The following is a 16944-nucleotide window of genomic DNA, read 5'->3' on the forward strand; positions in this document are numbered from 1 at the left end:
CAGCGCGGGCGCCAGCCTCGCGGCGCTGTGGAGCCGGGCCGGCCTCGCGAAGCCGGAGGCGGTGCTCTCCGGCGCCACCGGCGTGGCCCCCATCACCGACGAGGAGACGGAAGCGCTCGCCCGCCTCGCGCCCGGCGCGCCGGTCCGGGCGCTCGGCGACCTGATCGGCCACGGGCTCGAGGTCACGGCCCCCTTCGGCGCCGCGCTCGCCGCCGCCCTGGTGGCCGAGCGCGGACTCAGCGAGGTCGCGGTCACCGCGATCGGCCATCGCCGCGGCGAGGGCGTGCTGCGCGTCCTGCCGGCCTAGGAGCAGCGGCGGGCGGGCCCGACCGCCCTCCCGGACGGCGTCGAGACCAGAGAGTTTCTCCGAACTCTTACTCTGAAGACCGGTTCTCCCCTCGAGCGCCGGACCCCGCACGGGGTCCGCGCCCCTTCAGTCCCGAGGAGAGCGCCGATGCGTGCACTGGTGTGGCACGGAACCCAGGACGTCCGGTGCGACTCGGTTCCTGATCCGGAGATCGAGCACGAGCGCGACGCCATCATCAAGGTCACGAGTTGCGCCATCTGCGGCTCGGACCTGCACCTGTTCGACCATTTCATACCCACGATGAAGTCGGGCGACATCCTCGGCCACGAGACCATGGGCGAGGTGGTCGAGGTGGGCTCGGCGGCCAAGTCCAAGCTCAAGGTCGGCGACCGGGTGGTGATCCCCTTCACGATCATCTGCGGCGCATGCGACCAGTGCAAGCGCGGCAACTTCTCGGTCTGCGAGCGCTCGAACCGCAACAAGCACCTCGCCGCCAAGGCCTTCGGCCACACGACGGCCGGCCTGTTCGGCTACTCGCACCTCACCGGCGGCTATGCGGGCGGCCAGGCCGAGTATCTGCGCGTGCCCTTCGCCGACGCCACCCATATCAAAGTGCCGCAGGGCATCTCCGACGAGAAGCTCCTCTTCCTCAGCGACATCTTCCCCACCGGCTGGCAGGCGGCCGTCCAGTGCGACATCGAGCCGACGGACACGGTGGCGGTCTGGGGCTGCGGCCCCGTCGGGCAGATGGCGATCCGCTCGGCCATCCTGCTCGGGGCCAAGCAGGTCGTCGCCATCGACCGCGTGCCCGAGCGGCTCTCGATGGCGGAGGCGGCGGGGGCCACCACGATCAACTTCGAGACCGACAGCGTGATCGAGCGCCTGAACGCGATGACCGCGGGCAAGGGCCCCGAGAAATGCATCGACGCGGTCGGGCTCGAGGCTCACGCCGCCGGCACCGTCGATGCGATGTACGACCGCGCCAAGCAGGCGATGATGCTGGAGACCGACCGGCCGCATGTCCTGCGCGAGATGATCTATGTCTGCCGGCCCGCCGGCACGCTCTCGGTGCCCGGCGTCTATGGCGGCCTCATCGACAAGATCCCGTTCGGCGCGCTGATGAACAAGGGCCTGACGATCCGCACGGGCCAGACCCACGTCAATCGCTGGAGCGACGACCTGCTGCGGCGGATCGAGGAGGGTCAGATCGATCCCTCCTTCGTGATCACCCATACCGAGCCGCTGGAGCGCGGGCCCGAGATGTACAAGACCTTCCGCGACAAGCAGGACGGCTGCATCAAGGTCGTGCTCAAGCCCTGACTCCACCCGTTCCCCTTCTCAGAGGAGGTGCCGTCATGGGCCAGCACAATCCCAGGAACGTCCTGCCGCGGACCGCGCTGCGCGGGCGCTCGCAATCCGTCGCCGACCGCGTCGCGCAGGGGCTCGGGCTCTTCTCGATCGGCCTCGGGCTCGCCGAGCTCCTGGCGCCGCGGGCGGTGAGCCGGGCGGCGGGGCTCGACGGCCACGAAGGCGTCGTCCGAGCCTACGGCGCCCGCGAGGTCGCCACCGGCCTCGCCATCCTGTCCAGCCACGACGCCACGCCCTGGATCTGGGGCCGGGTGGCGGGGGATGCCGCCGACATCGCCACGGTGCTCTTCGGGGCACCGGAGCACGGGCCGGGCCGGGCGCGGCGCGACGCGACGCTGGCCGTGCTGGCCGGGGTCACCGCGCTCGATCTCCTCTGCGCCACGGCCCTCACCGCCGAGAAGGGCGGCCGGCGCACCGCCCGGGCGGATTACCGGGAGCGCAGCGGCTTCCCGGGCGGGACCCGCGCGGCTCGCGGCGCGGCCCAGGACTTCGAGACGCCCCGCGACATCAGAGGGCCCGAGGCGCTGCGGCCCTGGCGGCGGGAGGCCTGAGCGCCGCCGCGGTGGCCCGGTCGCCCGCGGAGGCCGGATCGGCCCGCAGCAGGCCCTCGTAGACGCCCTCCAGCCCGTCGAGATGCCGGTCGAGGGTGAGGGGATCGGCCCAGAACAGGTCGTAGGCGGCATCCGACATCGCGCGGGCGGTGGCGTCGTCGGCGAGGCGCCGGAGCGAGGCCGCGAGCGCGTCGGGGTCCCCGGAGCGGAACCAGAGGCCGCTCACCCCGTCCCGCACCGCCTCGCGGCCGGCGCAGACGTCGCTGACGATGACCGGCGTGCCCAGGGCGAGGGATTCGAGCACGGTCAGCGGCTGACCCTCGTACCAGACGGAGGGGAAGACGAGGGCGCGGGCGGCGCGCATCAGCGTCTTCACCGCGGCGGGGTCCTTCCAGCCGAGCAGGCGCGCCTCGGGATAGCGCGCCGCGATCTCGGCGGCCTGCGGCCCGTCGCCCACGAAGACGGCCTGCAGCCCCGCCCGCCGCGCGGCCTCGGCGAAGAGGAGGGGACCCTTCTCCGGCGAGATGCGGCCGACGAAGACGAAGTCGCCGGGCGTGCCCGCGCCCTTGCGCCCGAGGGGCTCGGCATCGATCGGGTTGCCGACCTCGGCGTAGCGGGCGTCCCGCGGCAGGTAGGGCAGGATCGCCTCCCGCTGCAGGCGGCTGATGGTGATGATGGCCTGCGGACTCTCGGGCAGCCCCGTCTCCTGCATCAGCCAGTGCCGGCCGACGCGCATCAGCTTGCGGGCGTAGCTGCGCGAATCGCAGTTGTGGCCGATGCAGGCGAGCGAGCCGGGCTTGCGGGCGCATACGGAGGCGGCTTGGTAATCGTAGAAGCCGCCGTTCGGGCAGGCGAGATAGTATTCGTGCATGGTGAACACGACCGGCACCCCGCAGGTGCGCAGCACCGGCCCGATCGAGGGCGAGAGCGCCTTGGCCCAGCCGTGGACGTGGACCACGCTCTCGCGCGGATCGAGGGTGGCGAGGAGGCCGCGCAGCTCAGCCGCGGCGGGCGCGTTCCAGAGCCACTGCACCCCGAACCGCGCCAGCGAGCGCGTGCGGGTCACGTCGGTCTGGCCGGTGAGCACCACCGCGATGCCGGCCTCGGCGAGCCGCGGGTCGGCGGGCCCGACCGCGGCGAAGACGGTGACGGCGTGGCCGCGGGCGGCCAGACCCAGCGCGCTCTCCACCACCACCTTGGCCTGGCCGCCGTTGATATAGGCGTGATCGGCGACGAGGACGACGTGCATGGCGCGGGATCCTGCTCGGGGATCCGCCCGGCGGTCCCGTCCGGACCGTCCGGGATCCGGCTCAAGACTCCGCAAAGATTGAGGGTTAACGGATTGGCCCGCGCTCCCTTGCGCCGAACCGGCATCCGCTTCGTCGGAGAGCGCTCGAACCGAGTGAGCGGGCCGCATTGTCGTTCGCGGACGCGGCAACCACGTCCGCGGACAATGCTCTAGCCGAACTGCTCGCGCAGGATGCGCTCGTCGAGGCTGTGGCCGGGATCGTGCAGCAGGACGAGATGCGTCGCCTGGTCGAGCCAGGTCTCGACGGTCCGCACGCGCCGGAACTCGGTGTGGTCGGCCACCGCCGCCACCGGGCGGTGGGGGGCGTCGAGCACCTCGACGCGGATGCGGGCGTGGTCGGGCAGGAGCGCCCCGCGCCAGCGCCGCGGCCGGAAGGCCGAGATCGGGGTGAGGGCGAGCAGCTTCGCGTTGAGCGGCAGGATCGGACCACCCACCGAGAAATTGTAGGCGGTCGAGCCCGCGGCGGTGGCGCAGAGCACCCCGTCGGCGATCAGCTCCTCCAGGCGGACATGGCCGTCCACCGCGATCCGGAGCTTGGCCGTCTGGTGGGTCTGGCGCAGCAGGTAGACCTCGTTGATCGCCCGGGCGGTGTGCTCGCGCCCCTCGGTGTCGACGGCCTGCATCAGGAGCGGATGGACGACGCTGCGGTGCGCCGCCTCCAGGCGCTCCAGCAGGTCGTCGTTGCGGTACTCGTTCATCAGGAAGCCGACGGTGCCGCGGTTCATGCCGTAGATCGGCTTGCCCACATCCATGAACCGGTGCAGCGCCTGCAGCATCAGGCCGTCGCCGCCGAGCGCCACCACCACATCCGCCTCTTCCGGCGTGACGTGGTCGTAACGGCGCATCAGGGTGGCTGCGGCCGCGCGCGCCTCGGCGGTCGGGCTCGCGATGAAGGCGATCTTCTGCAAGCGCATGCCCGTCGGATCCGAAACCCTCGACCCAGGCGCCCCGTTGACGCCGGCTCTCGCCCAGGCCCCATTCACGGCCCGTACCACCGAGGGAGAGCCATAGCATGGAGCGCGTGCTTCTGGTCTATACCACCTTCGCCGATGCCGAGACGGCGCTGGAGATCGGCGAGAGCCTGGTGCGCGACCGCTTGGCCGCCTGCGTCAACGTGCTGCCCGGGATGCGCTCGGTCTATGCCTGGAAGGGCGCGGTCGAGCGCGGCGCCGAGGTGGTGGCGATCATCAAGAGCCGGGACTCGCTGCGCCAGCCGCTCGTCGCCGCGCTGAAGGCCCGCCACCCCTACGAGACCCCGATCCTGCTGCACCTGCCCGTCGCCGAGGCCGACCCGGACACGCTGGCCTGGATCCTGTCCGAGACGGGCGCCTGACATCCCGAGGATCCAAGGGGATCATCCCCTTGGTGGGGTGTCGGGGCGAAGCCCTGACAGGCAGTCCCAGGGCTCCGCCCTGGACCCGCGAGAGGGGTGACCCCTCACGACTCCCGCACCTCAGGCCCGCAGATGGGCCACGAAGTCGCGGGCGAAGGCGGGCAGCGCCTCAAGGTCGCGCAGGCACAGGGTCAGCTCCCGGGCGGCCCAGGGATCGACCAGGGGCACCACAGCGATGTCGAGGCCGCGGGCGGCGCGGCGCGCCGTGCTCTCGGGCACGATGCCGAGGCCGACCCGGGCATCGGCGAGGCGGCAGACCGCGTCGAAGCCGCGCAGCTGGACGCGCAGGCGCATCACCCGGCCGATGCGGACGGCGCGCTCGGCCAGGAAGCGGGTGATGGCGCTCGCCCGGTCGAGGCCGACGAGGTCGTGGTCGAGCACCTCGCCGAAGGTGAGGGCGGCCCGGCGCGCCACCGGATGGCCGCTGCCGGCGACCACGACGAAGCGGTCCTTGCGGAAGGGATAGGTCTGGAGCGTGCCGGTATCGACGGTGCCTGACAGGATGCCGAGATCGGCCGCGCCCTCGGCCACCAGCCCGACGATCTCGTCCGAGGTGTGCTCGTCGATGTCGACGCTGACGCCCGGATGGGCCGCGAGATAGGCCGAGAGGGCCTCGGGCAGGAATTCGGTGAGGGCGTTGGTGTTGGCGAGCACCCGGATCTGCCCGACCGTGCCGCCCGAGAAGGCCGAGAGCTCGGTCTGCATCCGCTCGATCGCCGCGAGCAGGCTGCGGGCATGGGCGAGCAGGGCGCGGCCGGCCGGGGTCGGGGTCACGCCGAGGCGGTTGCGGGTGAGGAGGGCGGCGCCCAGGCTCTCCTCCAGGCCGCGGATGCGCGTCGAGGCCGCGGCCAGGGCGAGATTCGCCCGCGCCGCCCCGTGGGTGATCGACCCGGCCTCGACCACGTGACGGAACAGGGACAGGTCCACGAGGTCGAAGCGCATCATCGGGTGGGCTCCAGCATCCGCGGGCGGCGAAGCCTGCGCCCGCCTCTGGCTGGCGGGGCAGGGGGGTTTTGGCAAGGGGCGGCGGGGTCGCGCTCCTCTGCGGGGGAGGGCGTCGAGCCAAGCGAGGCTGAAGAGGAAGCGACTGTGCAGGAGGAGGCGCGGGTCCCCTCTCCCGTTCGGGAGAGGGACAGGGTGAGGGTCGAGAACTGTCCGGATTGGGCGTGGATCGACTCGCAGCATTGTCGCGCCTTCTTCGTAGAGTTCTCGCCCCTCACCCCAACCCTCTCCCGAACGGGAGAGGGGGCCTGTCGCGGATCCCGCGAATACGAGGAAGACAGCGCACGTGCTTTCGGCCCCGCGCGGATGCTCCGCCGGGGGGGGCATGGCCGGAAGTCACGGTCGGGGTGACGCGGGACGCCGCGGAGCCCTGAACGCAACGTTGCACAAGCCGGCTCCCCGGCGTCCCGCGGATGAGAGGCCCTGCTGCAAGCCCGCCCATCCGTCTTGTCGTCGCGGTGTCTGTCCCGGCGTCCTCCGACCTCGCGACTGCCGCTGGCCGGGTCCGGTCCCTGTCGGGACGGGAACCCCGTGCACGCTGACATACGCCCGTCCGGCGCGAGGCCCGCCTCCTAGTGGGTCGGGCCGGCGAGGCTCTGGCGGTCCCCCAGAACCGGGTCGGGACGGGCGCATTTCCTCAGCCCGCCTCACCGCCCGGATCCGAGCAGACCTTGCGTCGGCACGCCGCCCGGGGCACCGGCCGGATCCGAGGCCGATGACGCGGGCACCGCCCCGCCGTCCGCGCCCCTCCCGGTCGGTCCCCCGAAAGGCAGCGCAGGATCACCCCTGCGATGCCGGGCGGCAGGTGCAAGCAAATGAGCACAAAACAGGAACATTGTCAAGCTCGAAAAGCGCCCGCAGCGGATCCCCTCGCCCCGCTTGCGGGGAGAGGGCTGCGTCTCCCCCTTGTTGGGGAGCGCAGCGAGGCGGCAGCCGAAGGTGAGGGGGCTCGAACGGAAGAGCCTCCTCCGGAGCCGCCCCCTCACCGCCGCTGCGGCTTCGCCTCCGCTTCCCACGGGGACGACGAGGTCCCCGCGGGCCTCTCCCCGCGCGCGGGGAGAGGGGGGCGTCGCGCATCGTGCCCCAATCGGAACGACCACCTCGGCGTCGTACCTGACCCCTCGAGCCTTCGCCACCCGCGAAGGCTCCGTCAACGAGTCCCGAATTGCGAAGGATTCCAAACCGGCAAAAAACTGCCGCCTCATTCGGGGGATTGTGCATGCATGGAGAGGCGGCCATCTGGGCGACCGGCGCCCTGCTCGTGCTGTGCATGGGCCTGTGGGCGACGGCGCTCGTGCCGGAGATCGTCACCGCGCTGCTGTTCTTCGCCCTCGCCATGCTGCTTCGGCTCGGCGCGGCCGACACGGTGTTCTCGGGCTTTGCGGCCTCGGCTTTCTGGCTGGTGCTCGGCGGCATGATCGTCGGCCAGGCGATGACGCGCACGGGCCTCGGCACCCGCCTCGGCCGCCAGCTCGCCGGCCATCTCGGCGGGTCCTACCCGCGCTTCATCGGCGGCCTCGTCGGCTTCAGCCTCGCGCTCGCCTTCGTGATGCCCTCCAATCTCGGGCGCATCGCCCTGATGATCCCGGTGACGCTGTCCCTCTGCGACGCCTTCGGCCTCGGCGCGGGCCGGCCCGGGCGCGTCGGCGCGGTGCTGGCGGTGGGCGTGGCGACGCCGATCCTGTCGGCGGCGATCCTGCCCGCCAACGTGCCGAACCTCGTGATGGCCGGCACCGCCGAGAGCCTGCTCGGCCTGCACATCGCCTATCTGCCCTATCTCTGGCTGCACGGGCCGGTGCTCGCCGTGGTGAAGGGCGCCCTCCTCGCCGGGCTGATCGTGCGGATCTTCCCCGACCGGCTGGAACGGGGCGCGATCGCGGCGGAGGCCCTGCCGCCGCCGAGCCCCGCCGAGCGCCGGCTCATGGTGATCCTCGCCCTGACGCTGGCCTTCTGGGTCACCGACAGCCTGCACGGCATCGCCCCCGCCTGGATCGGGCTCACCGCGGGCGTCGTCTGCCTGCTGCCGCGGGTCGGCGTGGTCGGCGCCGAGGCCTTCGGGCAGATCTCCCTGCGCACCGGCTTCTACATCGCGGCCCTGCTCGGCCTCGTGGCGCTCGTCACCGCGACCGGACTCGGCGCCCGCCTCGGACAGGCGCTTCTAGCGCTCGCCCCCCTTGAGCCCGGCGCCAACGGCCTCAATTACCTCGTCCTCACCGGCATCGCCGTGCTGTTGACGCTCCTCGTCACCGCGAACGGGGCGCCGGCCCTCTTCACGGCGCTCGCCGGCGAGATGGCGCGCGCGAGCGGGCTCGATCTCATGAGCGTGGTGATGCTGCAGGTCGCGGGCTACAGCACCCTGCTCTTCCCCTACCAGGCCCCGCCCATCGTCCTGGCGCGGGAGCTCGGCGGCGTGTCCCTGCGCGACGCCACGCGCCTGACCCTCGCCTTCGGCATCGCATCATTGATTGTTGCAACGCCGTTGAACTACCTGTGGTGGCGTGCGCTGGGGCGGCTGCCATGAGCGTGTCCCGCAGCGCTGCCCGCGGCGCTCCCCTTCGCGCGCCCGCAGGGCTCCGCTGGGGATCCCCCTGCGCGCGGCCTCGCGGGATGACGGCCTCGGTCACAAACGTGACAGAACCGCCGATCGCTCATGTCGCATTGCAGCTTGCCCCTCGGCACCCCAGCTCGACCAGTTTAGAGACGCACCAGTTCGCAACTGCGAGGCCCGACACGATGGCACCGACCGCCCGGCCGACCGTGGCCCAACCCCTCTCGCCGCATCTCCAGATCTACCGCTGGACCTGGACCATGGCGATGTCGGTGCTCCACCGCGTCACCGGCACCGCCCTCTACGGCGGCACGGCGCTCGTCGCGATCTGGCTGGTGGCGCTCGCCTCCGGCCCCGCTGCCTATGCCTGGGTGGGCTGGTTCTTCGGATCGTGGATCGGACGGATCGTGCTGTTCGGCTACACCTGGATCCTGATGCACCACATGCTGGGGGGCCTGCGCCATTTCGTCTGGGATTTCGGCGTCGGGCTCGACCGCTCGACCCGCATGAACCTGTCGCGCGGCACGCTGATCGGCTCCGTGATCCTCACCCTCGTGATCTGGGCCGCCGCCCTGATCCTGCGCTGACGGAGGCACCCTCATGGCCGACAACCGCCAGGACACCAGCGTCTCGATCCGCACTCCGCGCGCCCGCGTGCGCGGCCTCGGCGCCTCCGGGCACGGGGCCGACCATTGGTGGTTCCAGCGCCTCACCGCGGCCGCCAACCCGCCGCTGATCATCGCCTTCGTGATCATCGTGGCGATGATGGCCGGCCGGCCCTATCCGGAGGCGGTGGCGCTGATGGGCCACCCGCTCGTGGCGATCCTGCTCCTGCTCACCGTGCTCTCGGTGACGCTGCACATGCGCGTCGGCATGCAGGTGATCATCGAGGACTACGTCCACGACAAGGCCCTGCGCATCACCGCGCTCTTCGCCAACACCATCTACACGGTCGTCGTCGCCGTGGCCTGCTTCTACGCGATCCTGCGCGTGGGCCTCGCCCGCCTCGTCTGACTCTTCAGGAACCCCAGGAGCCCTGACATGGCCGCCACCGGCACGAACGGCACCCGCCCCGCCTACACCATCAACGATCACACCTTCGACGTCGTCGTCGTGGGCGCCGGCGGCGCGGGGCTGCGCGCCACGGTCGGCTGCTCCCAGGCGGGCCTGCGCACCGCCTGCATCACCAAGGTGTTCCCGACCCGCTCGCACACGGTGGCGGCGCAGGGCGGCATCTCGGCCTCGCTCGGCAATATGGGCCCCGACGACTGGCGCTGGCACATGTACGACACCGTGAAGGGGTCGGACTGGCTCGGCGACCAGGACGCGATCGAGTATCTCGTGCGCAACGCGCCGGCCGCCGTCTACGAGCTCGAGCACTGGGGCGTGCCCTTCTCGCGCACGGCCGAGGGCAAGATCTACCAGCGGCCCTTCGGCGGCATGACCACCGATTACGGCAAGGGCACCGCGCAGCGCACCTGCGCCGCGGCCGACCGCACGGGGCACGCCATGCTCCACACCCTCTACGGGCAGGCGGTGCGCAACCAGACCAACTTCTTCATCGAGTACTTCGCCCTCGACCTGATCATGGACGAGGACGGGCGCTGCCGCGGCGTGATCGCCATGGACCAGGCCACCGGCGAGATCCACCGCTTCCGCGCCCAGATGGTCATCCTGGCGACCGGCGGCTACGGGCGCGCCTACTTCTCCGCCACCTCGGCCCATACCTGCACCGGCGACGGCGGCGGCATGGTGCTGCGCGCCGGCCTGCCGCTCCAGGACATGGAGTTCGTGCAGTTCCACCCGACCGGCATCTACGGCGCGGGCTGCCTGATCACCGAGGGCGCGCGCGGCGAGGGCGGCTACCTCACGAATTCCGAGGGCGAGCGCTTCATGGAGCGCTACGCGCCCTCGGCCAAGGACCTCGCCTCGCGCGACGTGGTCTCGCGCTCCATGACCATGGAGATCCGCGCCGGCCGGGGCGTCGGCAAGAACAAGGACCACATCTTCCTGCACCTCGACCATCTCGACCCGAAGATCCTGCACGAGCGCCTGCCGGGCATCTCGGAGAGCGCCAAGATCTTCGCGGGCGTCGACGTGACGAAGGAGCCGATCCCGGTCCTGCCGACCGTGCACTACAACATGGGCGGCATCCCGACGAACTATCACGGCGAGGTGCTGACCCTGAAGGACGGCAACCCCGACACCGTGGTGCCCGGCCTGATGGCGATCGGCGAGGCGGCCTGCGTCTCGGTGCACGGGGCCAACCGCCTCGGCTCGAACTCGCTGATCGACCTCGTGGTGTTCGGCCGCGCCGCCGGCCTGCGCTGCGCCGACATCGTCGAGGCCAACGGCCGCGTGCCGGACGCGCCGAAGGAGGCGACCGACAAGGCGCTCGAGCGCCTCGACCGCTTCCGCTACGCCGACGGCTCGACCTCCACCGCGGAACTCCGCCTCGAGATGCAGAAGACCATGCAGAACAACTGCGCCGTCTTCCGCACCGGCGAGGTGCTGGAGGAGGGCAAGGGCCTGATCCACAAGGTCTGGAACGCGGCGGCCGACATCAAGATCACCGACCGCTCGCTGATCTGGAACACCGATCTTCTGGAGACCCTGGAGTTCGACAACCTGATCGGCCAGGCGGTGGTGACGATGGAATCGGCGGCCAACCGGCCGGAATCCCGCGGCGCCCATGCCCGCGAGGACTTCCCCGACCGCGACGACAAGGAGTGGATGAAGCACACCCTCTCCTGGCTCGACGAGGCCGCGCATCAGGTCATCATCGATTACCGCCCGGTCCACACCTACACGATGTCGAACGAGATCCAGTACATCGAGCCGAAGGCGCGCGTGTACTGAGGCGTAAGGTCCGTTTCAAGCTCGGCCCACGGCGCGGAACCCGCGCCGGGCCTCCAGGGAGAGGCCGCTCGTCGCGGCGCCCTGAACAGCGACAGGATCCCCTGACAGATGGCCCAATTCTCCCTTCCCAAGAACTCGCAGGTGCGCGAGGGCAAGTCCTGGCCGGCGCCCGCGGGCGCCAAGAACCTCCAGACCTTCCGGATCTACCGCTGGAACCCGGATGACGGCGCCAATCCGCGCATCGACACCTATCAGGTCGACCGCGACGATTGCGGCCCGATGGTCCTCGACGCGCTGCTGTGGATCAAGAACAGGATCGACTCGACGCTGGTCTTCCGCCGCTCCTGCCGCGAGGGCATCTGCGGCTCCTGCGCCATGAACATCGAGGGCCAGAACACGCTCGCCTGCACGATGGGCATCGACGAGTGCAAGAGCCCCGACAACGCCCTGCCGATCCTGACCCGCAAGGACAAGGACGGCGCGATCCGGATCTACCCGCTGCCGCACATGCCGGTGCTGAAGGATCTGGTGCCGGACCTGACCAACTTCTTCGCCCAGCACGCGGCGATCGAGCCCTGGCTGCAGACCGAGACCCCGGCTCCCGAGAAGGAGTGGCGCCAGACGCCGGAGGACCGCGCCCGCCTCGACGGCCTCTACGAGTGCATCCTCTGCGCCTGCTGCACCACGAGCTGCCCGAGCTACTGGTGGAACGGCGACCGCTTCCTCGGGCCGGCCGCCCTGCTCCAGGCCTATCGCTGGCTGATCGACTCGCGCGACGAGAATACGGGCGAGCGGCTCGACGGGCTGCACGACCCGTTCCGGCTCTACCGCTGCCACACGATCATGAACTGCGCCAATACCTGCCCGAAGAACCTGAACCCGGCCAAAGCCATCGCCGAGATCAAGAAGATGATGGTCGAGCGGGAGGTCTGATCCCGCCCGGAGCGCTCGTCGCCGACAGGGCAGCCGGGGCGACGACGCCCCGGCCGGCCGCCTACGGCACCTGCGCGAAGAGCGGGTCGAAGCGCTTCTGGGCGAGCTTGCCGTGCTGGACCGCCTTGGCGGCCTCGAGGTTGCTCCTGTCGCCGCCGACCACCACCAGCGCGACCATGCCCATCAGGTAATGGGGCGAGCACTTGAAGCCGTAGATTCCCGGCTTGTCGAAGGTCAGCGTCTCCTCCTTGCCGACCACCGTCTTGACGACCGGCGCGCCCTCCGGGGCCATGCCCTTGATCGTCTCGATATTGTGCCCCTTGTCGGTGGGCACGAGCTTGATCGTGTCGCCGGGCGCGAGCGTCACGAAGGCCGGATCGAACACCATCGCGCCGCCCGGCCCGCTGTTGAGCGTCTTCACGACCACCTCCGCGGCCTGCGCCTGGCCGACGACCCCGGCAGAGGCGAGCAGACACGCGGCCCCCAGCATGCGGGCGGAGTTTTTAACAGGTCCAATCATAGTACGAGACCTCCCCAGCCCGATCTGAACACGGGCGATGCGGTCTGACGTCACGGAAATGCTTTTGCAAGCGTGATGTTTTCGAGTTTTTCCAGATCGAATGCGGGAGACTTACTTCACGAACAGCGTCGGAGCCCGCCGGCTGCACCCGCAACCCCGGCCGCGGGAGGTGCGGCCCACCCGCCACACCCGGTGGAAAAGGCGGATGCGCGGCGGCTCGCGGTGGGGAAGCGCGGCCGTCCGCCTTGCGGGCATCGCATTTGGGGCGAAGTCAGGCGGGCGCGCCGCAGCCCCCTCCCGCGGCGCGGGTTTCGGGACCAGAGGTCGATGCCGCGCCTGTACCTGTCGACACCGTTCGCTCTCGCCCTCGCGCTCAGCCTCGGCGCCTGCTCTTCGAGCCGCGTCGAGGGCCCGCGCACCCGGGGACCCGGGCCCCAGGCCAGCCTCGATGCGCCGGTCCCGGCGATCCCCTCGGGGGCGGTGACCGCCTCGCCGCTGGCGCCCCCGCCCGGCGCCTCGGCCGCGCCGGACGGGCTGCCGCCCACCCCCGGCACCCAGGTCGCCACGGCGGCGCCGCCCGGCTCGAACGTGATCGCCGAGCCGGTGATCCCGCCGCCGCCCCCGCCGCCCGTCACGGCCGGCGGGCGCTCCTCGGTGGTCGGGACCTGGGACGCCAAGGACGCCACGGGGGCGAGCTGCAAGGTCACCCTGTCGAGCGCCCCCTCTCTCGACCTCTACAAGGCCAGCACGGCGGGCTGCGCCAACAAGGACCTCGCGAAGATCTCGGCCTGGGACTACCGCGACGGCGAGGTCTATCTCTACCAGGCCGGCGGCACGGTGGCGGCGCGGCTGCGCCAGGGCGGCGGCGCCCTCGACGGGGCGCTCACCAAGTCCGGCGCCTCGCTCGCCCTGGTGCGCTGAGCCCGGTGCCGGCGCGCCCGCTCGTCCGCTTCCCCGATCCGCGCCTGCGCGCGCCCTGCGCGCCGGTGACGGCTTTCGACGAAGACCTGCGCGCCCTGGCGCAGGACCTGACCGACACCCTCGACGCCGCGATGGCGGCGGGGCTGACGGCCGCGCATATCGGCGTGGCCCGCCGCCTCGTGGTGCTGCGGCCCGAGCCCGGCGGCCCCGCCACGCTCTACTGCAACCCGGAGATCGTCGAGGCCTCGCCCGAGCGCTCGGAAGCGCGCGAGGGCAGCGTCTCGATGCCTGGCGTCTCGGAGGTGGTGGAGCGGGCCGCCCGCGTCCGGGTGCGCTATCGCGACCTCGACGGCACCGAGCGGGAGGAGGAGGCCGAAGGCTTCCGCGGCGCCTGCCTGCAGCACGAGATCGACCAGCTCGACGGCATCTTCTGGATCGAGCGCCTGTCGCGCCTGCGCCGCGAGCGCACCCTCAAGCGCTACGCCAAGCAGGGCTGAGATTCCGGGATCCCAAAGGGGTCACCCCTTTGGTGGAGTGTCGGGGCGAAGCCCTGATAGACCTTGCCCAGGGCTCCGCCCTGGACCCGCCAAAGGCCTGAGGCCTTTGGAAACCCGGGTTCAGACCGCGGCGAGGCCGCGTTGGACGGCGGGACGGGCGAGCACCGCGTCGAGCCAGCGGCGCACGTTGGGGAAGCCCGAGAGGTCGATGCCCTGCTTGCCGTGGAACTTCGCCCAGGGCGCGATGGCGATGTCGGCGATGGAATAGGCACCCGCCACGTAGTCGTGCTCGGCGAGCCGTCCGTCGAGCACGCCGTAGAGGCGCCGCGCCTCGGCTTCGAACCGGTCGATGGCGTAGGGAATCTTCTCGGGCGCGTAGATCTTGAAATGGTGGGTCTGGCCGAGCATCGGGCCGAAGCCGCCGATCTGCCAGAACAGCCACTCGTCCACGGCCACGCGGGCGCGCTCGTCGCTCGGATAGAGGCAGCCCGTCTTGCGGCCGAGATATTGCAGGATCGCGCCGGACTCGAAGACGCTGATCGGCTCGCCCCCCGGGCCCTCAGGGTCGACGATGGCCGGGATCTTGTTGTTCGGCGAGAGCTTCAGGAACTCGGGCGCCATCTGCTCGCCCTTGCCGATATTGACCGGCACGACCCGATAGGGGAGGCCGCATTCCTCCAGCATGATCGGGATCTTCCAGCCGTTCGGCGTGCTCCAGGTGTGGACGTCGATGGGCTTAGCCGTAACGGCGGCCATGGTGGGGCTCCGGCTCGGATCCGCCCGCTCGCGCGGGCCGACCTCATGAGGTTGTTGACGGTGGCGGCGTCTGCAAGTCCGAAGCCGGTGCGCACCAGCACCCGGCATTACGGCTACGCTAGCGCGGATGGGCCGCCGCTCTCAAGCCGCCCCCGACGCGCCGCCTTGCGGCTCACGTTCGCGCGACGGCACCGCGCAGCCTGTTGGCGGGCTCGGCCCCCGCCCTTGCCGGCTCCCGCTCTTGCGGCTGAAATCAATCCTGTCGCGCCGGCCGAATCGGCGCGGGCTCGAACCACCGGATCGCCCGATGCTCCACCGCCTGTTCGCCGGCACCGTCCTGGCCCTGCCGCTGCTCCTCGCCGCGCCCGCCTTCGCCAAGGATCCGCCGAAGGAGACGCCGGCCGAGAAGGCGGCGCCCACCGAGAAGGCGCCGAGCCCCGGCCAGACCGCCGCCCGCGAGCGCCAGAAGCAGTGCGGCGCCGAGTGGCGCGCGCTCACCGACGCGCAGAAGACGGCGCAGGGCCCGAAATGGCCCCAGTACTGGAGCAAGTGCAACAAGCGCCTGAAGGGCGGCGGCAAGGCTTGAGGGGCAACGGGGCGGACTCCCTCTCCCCTCTGCGGGAGAGGGAGGAGAGAGATCTGCGTCTCGTCCGGCCGGAGGTGCGAACGCAGCTTCGAGCGGACGCTCCGCACACCGCAACCGTTGGACACCTCGCGTGTTCTGGAACGGCGAGGCTTCCGGACAGCAGGGCGCGATGAACGAGCGGCGGGCGCTGCAGCGGGGGGTGGCTTTCGGGGCGGCCCTGCCCGTGGCCGCCGGCCTCTACGGGGTCCTGGTCGGCATCAACGGCCTCAGCCCCGGCGTCGAGAGCGTCTCGGCCGACAGCCATTTCCGCTATCTCTCGGGCCTGCTCACCGGCATCGGCGTGCTGTTCTGGACCTGCGTGCCAGGGATCGAGCACAAGACGCGGCTGTTCCGCTTCCTCACCCTGGTGGTCGTGCTCGGCGGCCTCGCCCGGCTGCTCGGCCTCTACCTCACCGGCATCCCCTCCCTGACCATGCTCGGGGCCCTCGTGGTCGAGCTGGCGATCACGCCGCTGCTCTGCCTCTGGCAGGCGCGGGTCGCCGCCGCGGCGGGGCCGGAGCCCGGCCCCGGTGCCTGAGCCCGCATCCCGGGCCGCGAGCCAGGCGGGCGGGGCCCTCGACCGGCTCCTCGACCGGCTCGACGCCTGGGTGCCGAGCCCTGCGGCGCTCGCCTTCGCCGTCCGGATCTGGATCGGCATGATGGCGGCGCTCTACCTCGCCTTCTGGCTGCAGCTCGACAGCGCCTCCTCGGCGGCGGTGGGCGTCGCGATCCTGGCGCAGCCGAAGCGGGGGCAGGCGATCTCGAAGGCGGTCTACCGCCTCCTCGGCACGATCCTCGGCGGCGCCGTCTCGCTCCTCTTCCTGGCGCTGTTCGGACAGGACCGGGTCGAGATGCTCGTCGCCTTCGCGGCCTGGCTCGGCCTCTGCGTGTTCGTGGCGCAGTATCTCCAGGACACCCGCGCCTACGGAGCCATGCTGTCGGGCTACACGGTGGCGATCATCGCCGTCGCCCATCTCGACGCGCCGCAGACCGGCTTCGACGCCGCGGTGGCGCGGCTCGCCGCCATCACCCTGGCGATCGTCGTCATCACCTTCATCAACGATGCGCTCGCCTCGCCGAGCACCTGGCGGGCGCTGCGCCCGCAGCTCGCCGGCGCCCATGCGGCGGTGCAGGCCTTCTGCCGCGAGGCCTTCGCGACGGGCGATCCGGGCGTCGAGCGGGCGGCCGCGCTGATCGCCCGGATCGCGCCGATGCGGGCCGATGCCAGCGCCATCGCCGGCGAGCTCGACGACGGACGCTACCGGGCCGCCGGCGCGCGCAGCGGCATCGCCGCCCTCTACGCGATGCTGGCGGCGAGCCGGGCCGTGGCGCGCGCCCGGGCCGAGCTGGGCCGG

Annotated in this window: 18 protein-coding genes and 1 pseudogene; 14 read left to right on the forward strand and 5 right to left on the reverse strand. The window is 71.5% G+C overall.

Annotation, left to right across the window (positions count from 1 at the left end; translation table 11 throughout):
- The 3 genes and pseudogenes from MET9862_RS24195 to MET9862_RS24205 all read left to right on the forward strand — a co-directional run.
- Positions 1–307 (forward strand): annotated as a pseudogene (locus MET9862_RS24195) (beta-ketoacyl-ACP synthase); the annotation flags it as partial.
- A 147-nt stretch (positions 308–454) separates the two neighbouring features.
- The gene (locus tag MET9862_RS24200) at positions 455–1627 is read left to right on the forward strand and encodes a zinc-dependent alcohol dehydrogenase (RefSeq protein WP_142585479.1); all 1173 of its coding nucleotides are present in this window, start codon (positions 455–457) and stop codon (positions 1625–1627) included.
- A 35-nt stretch (positions 1628–1662) separates the two neighbouring features.
- The gene (locus tag MET9862_RS24205; protein ID WP_142585481.1) at positions 1663–2226 is read left to right on the forward strand and encodes a cyclase dehydrase; all 564 of its coding nucleotides are present in this window, start codon (positions 1663–1665) and stop codon (positions 2224–2226) included.
- Here the strand turns inward: MET9862_RS24205 and MET9862_RS24210 are convergent.
- Both MET9862_RS24210 and MET9862_RS24215 read right to left on the reverse strand, forming a co-directional pair.
- Entirely contained in the window at positions 2183–3475 is a 1293-nt protein-coding gene (locus MET9862_RS24210; RefSeq protein ID WP_142585483.1) for a glycosyltransferase family 4 protein, read from the reverse strand. The genes MET9862_RS24205 and MET9862_RS24210 overlap by 44 nt on opposite strands.
- A gap of 209 nt (positions 3476–3684) precedes the next feature.
- Complete coding sequence (locus tag MET9862_RS24215) at positions 3685–4449, reverse strand: NAD kinase (protein ID WP_142585485.1); 765 nt, start codon at positions 4447–4449, stop codon at positions 3685–3687.
- 98 nt (positions 4450–4547) lie between these two features.
- Here MET9862_RS24215 and cutA point away from each other — a divergent pair, with 98 nt between their 5' ends.
- Positions 4548–4868 carry a divalent-cation tolerance protein CutA gene (gene cutA, locus MET9862_RS24220; RefSeq protein WP_142585487.1) on the forward strand — a complete coding sequence of 107 codons (321 nt, stop codon included), beginning with the start codon at positions 4548–4550 and terminating at the stop codon, positions 4866–4868.
- 120 nt (positions 4869–4988) lie between these two features.
- On the opposite strand, the gene MET9862_RS24225 is transcribed toward cutA, so the two are convergent.
- Complete coding sequence (locus MET9862_RS24225) at positions 4989–5873, reverse strand: LysR family transcriptional regulator (protein WP_185156986.1); 885 nt, start codon at positions 5871–5873, stop codon at positions 4989–4991.
- Positions 5874–7149: 1276 nt separating this feature from the next.
- Here MET9862_RS24225 and MET9862_RS24235 point away from each other — a divergent pair.
- The 5 genes from MET9862_RS24235 (at position 7150) to MET9862_RS24255 (ending at position 12270) form a co-directional block, all read left to right on the forward strand.
- Positions 7150–8451, forward strand: a complete 1302-nt coding sequence (locus tag MET9862_RS24235) for an SLC13 family permease (protein ID WP_142585489.1) — start codon at positions 7150–7152, stop codon at positions 8449–8451.
- A gap of 212 nt (positions 8452–8663) precedes the next feature.
- The gene (gene sdhC, locus MET9862_RS24240; protein WP_142585491.1) at positions 8664–9065 is read left to right on the forward strand and encodes a succinate dehydrogenase, cytochrome b556 subunit; all 402 of its coding nucleotides are present in this window, start codon (positions 8664–8666) and stop codon (positions 9063–9065) included.
- Positions 9066–9078: 13 nt separating this feature from the next.
- A complete protein-coding gene (gene sdhD / locus MET9862_RS24245) occupies positions 9079–9492 on the forward strand; it encodes a succinate dehydrogenase, hydrophobic membrane anchor protein (protein WP_142585493.1) in 414 nt (137 codons plus the stop codon).
- A 27-nt stretch (positions 9493–9519) separates the two neighbouring features.
- Positions 9520–11337, forward strand: a complete 1818-nt coding sequence (sdhA, locus tag MET9862_RS24250; RefSeq protein WP_142585495.1) for a succinate dehydrogenase flavoprotein subunit — start codon at positions 9520–9522, stop codon at positions 11335–11337.
- 108 nt (positions 11338–11445) lie between these two features.
- Entirely contained in the window at positions 11446–12270 is an 825-nt protein-coding gene (locus tag MET9862_RS24255) for a succinate dehydrogenase iron-sulfur subunit (RefSeq protein WP_142585497.1), read from the forward strand.
- A gap of 61 nt (positions 12271–12331) precedes the next feature.
- On the opposite strand, the gene MET9862_RS24260 is transcribed toward MET9862_RS24255, so the two are convergent.
- The gene (locus MET9862_RS24260) at positions 12332–12760 is read right to left on the reverse strand and encodes a pseudoazurin (protein ID WP_244612881.1); all 429 of its coding nucleotides are present in this window, start codon (positions 12758–12760) and stop codon (positions 12332–12334) included.
- Between the two features lie 357 nt (positions 12761–13117).
- Between MET9862_RS24260 and MET9862_RS24265 the strand changes: the two genes are divergently transcribed.
- Positions 13118–13711, forward strand: coding sequence for an AprI/Inh family metalloprotease inhibitor (locus MET9862_RS24265; protein WP_142585501.1), 594 nt, complete (start codon positions 13118–13120; stop codon positions 13709–13711).
- 5 nt (positions 13712–13716) lie between these two features.
- Positions 13717–14208 (forward strand): peptide deformylase, encoded by a 492-nt coding sequence (locus MET9862_RS24270; protein WP_142585503.1) that lies wholly within the window; start codon positions 13717–13719, stop codon positions 14206–14208.
- Positions 14209–14328: 120 nt separating this feature from the next.
- On the opposite strand, the gene MET9862_RS24275 is transcribed toward MET9862_RS24270, so the two are convergent.
- The gene (locus tag MET9862_RS24275; protein WP_142585505.1) at positions 14329–14964 is read right to left on the reverse strand and encodes a glutathione S-transferase N-terminal domain-containing protein; all 636 of its coding nucleotides are present in this window, start codon (positions 14962–14964) and stop codon (positions 14329–14331) included.
- A gap of 307 nt (positions 14965–15271) precedes the next feature.
- On the opposite strand from MET9862_RS24275, the gene MET9862_RS24280 reads away from it, so the two are divergent.
- From MET9862_RS24280 to MET9862_RS24290, 3 genes are all read left to right on the forward strand, one after another.
- Complete coding sequence (locus MET9862_RS24280; RefSeq protein WP_142585507.1) at positions 15272–15550, forward strand: hypothetical protein; 279 nt, start codon at positions 15272–15274, stop codon at positions 15548–15550.
- 169 nt (positions 15551–15719) lie between these two features.
- Positions 15720–16127 (forward strand): DUF4345 domain-containing protein, encoded by a 408-nt coding sequence (locus MET9862_RS24285; protein ID WP_142585511.1) that lies wholly within the window; start codon positions 15720–15722, stop codon positions 16125–16127.
- The coding region (locus MET9862_RS24290; RefSeq protein WP_185156987.1) for an FUSC family protein at positions 16120–16944 on the forward strand (825 nt) is incomplete at its 3' end. The genes MET9862_RS24285 and MET9862_RS24290, both read left to right, overlap by 8 nt.

Origin of the sequence: Methylobacterium symbioticum, assembly GCF_902141845.1 — a bacterium.
GTDB lineage: Bacteria > Pseudomonadota > Alphaproteobacteria > Rhizobiales > Beijerinckiaceae > Methylobacterium > Methylobacterium symbioticum.

Coding starts and splice junctions, on each gene's coding strand:
- MET9862_RS24215 (WP_142585485.1), bottom strand. CDS start 4,449: ATGCGCTTGCAGAAGATCGCCTTCATCGCGAGCCCGACCGCCGAGGCG.
- MET9862_RS24210 (WP_142585483.1), bottom strand. CDS start 3,475: ATGCACGTCGTCCTCGTCGCCGATCACGCCTATATCAACGGCGGCCAG.
- MET9862_RS24260 (WP_244612881.1), bottom strand. CDS start 12,760: ATGCTGGGGGCCGCGTGTCTGCTCGCCTCTGCCGGGGTCGTCGGCCAG.
- sdhA (WP_142585495.1), top strand. CDS start 9,520: ATGGCCGCCACCGGCACGAACGGCACCCGCCCCGCCTACACCATCAAC.
- MET9862_RS24280 (WP_142585507.1), top strand. CDS start 15,272: ATGCTCCACCGCCTGTTCGCCGGCACCGTCCTGGCCCTGCCGCTGCTC.
- MET9862_RS24235 (WP_142585489.1), top strand. CDS start 7,150: ATGCATGGAGAGGCGGCCATCTGGGCGACCGGCGCCCTGCTCGTGCTG.
- MET9862_RS24205 (WP_142585481.1), top strand. CDS start 1,663: ATGGGCCAGCACAATCCCAGGAACGTCCTGCCGCGGACCGCGCTGCGC.
- MET9862_RS24265 (WP_142585501.1), top strand. CDS start 13,118: ATGCCGCGCCTGTACCTGTCGACACCGTTCGCTCTCGCCCTCGCGCTC.
- sdhC (WP_142585491.1), top strand. CDS start 8,664: ATGGCACCGACCGCCCGGCCGACCGTGGCCCAACCCCTCTCGCCGCAT.
- MET9862_RS24255 (WP_142585497.1), top strand. CDS start 11,446: ATGGCCCAATTCTCCCTTCCCAAGAACTCGCAGGTGCGCGAGGGCAAG.
- MET9862_RS24275 (WP_142585505.1), bottom strand. CDS start 14,964: ATGGCCGCCGTTACGGCTAAGCCCATCGACGTCCACACCTGGAGCACG.
- MET9862_RS24285 (WP_142585511.1), top strand. CDS start 15,720: ATGAACGAGCGGCGGGCGCTGCAGCGGGGGGTGGCTTTCGGGGCGGCC.
- MET9862_RS24225 (WP_185156986.1), bottom strand. CDS start 5,873: ATGATGCGCTTCGACCTCGTGGACCTGTCCCTGTTCCGTCACGTGGTC.
- cutA (WP_142585487.1), top strand. CDS start 4,548: ATGGAGCGCGTGCTTCTGGTCTATACCACCTTCGCCGATGCCGAGACG.
- MET9862_RS24200 (WP_142585479.1), top strand. CDS start 455: ATGCGTGCACTGGTGTGGCACGGAACCCAGGACGTCCGGTGCGACTCG.
- sdhD (WP_142585493.1), top strand. CDS start 9,079: ATGGCCGACAACCGCCAGGACACCAGCGTCTCGATCCGCACTCCGCGC.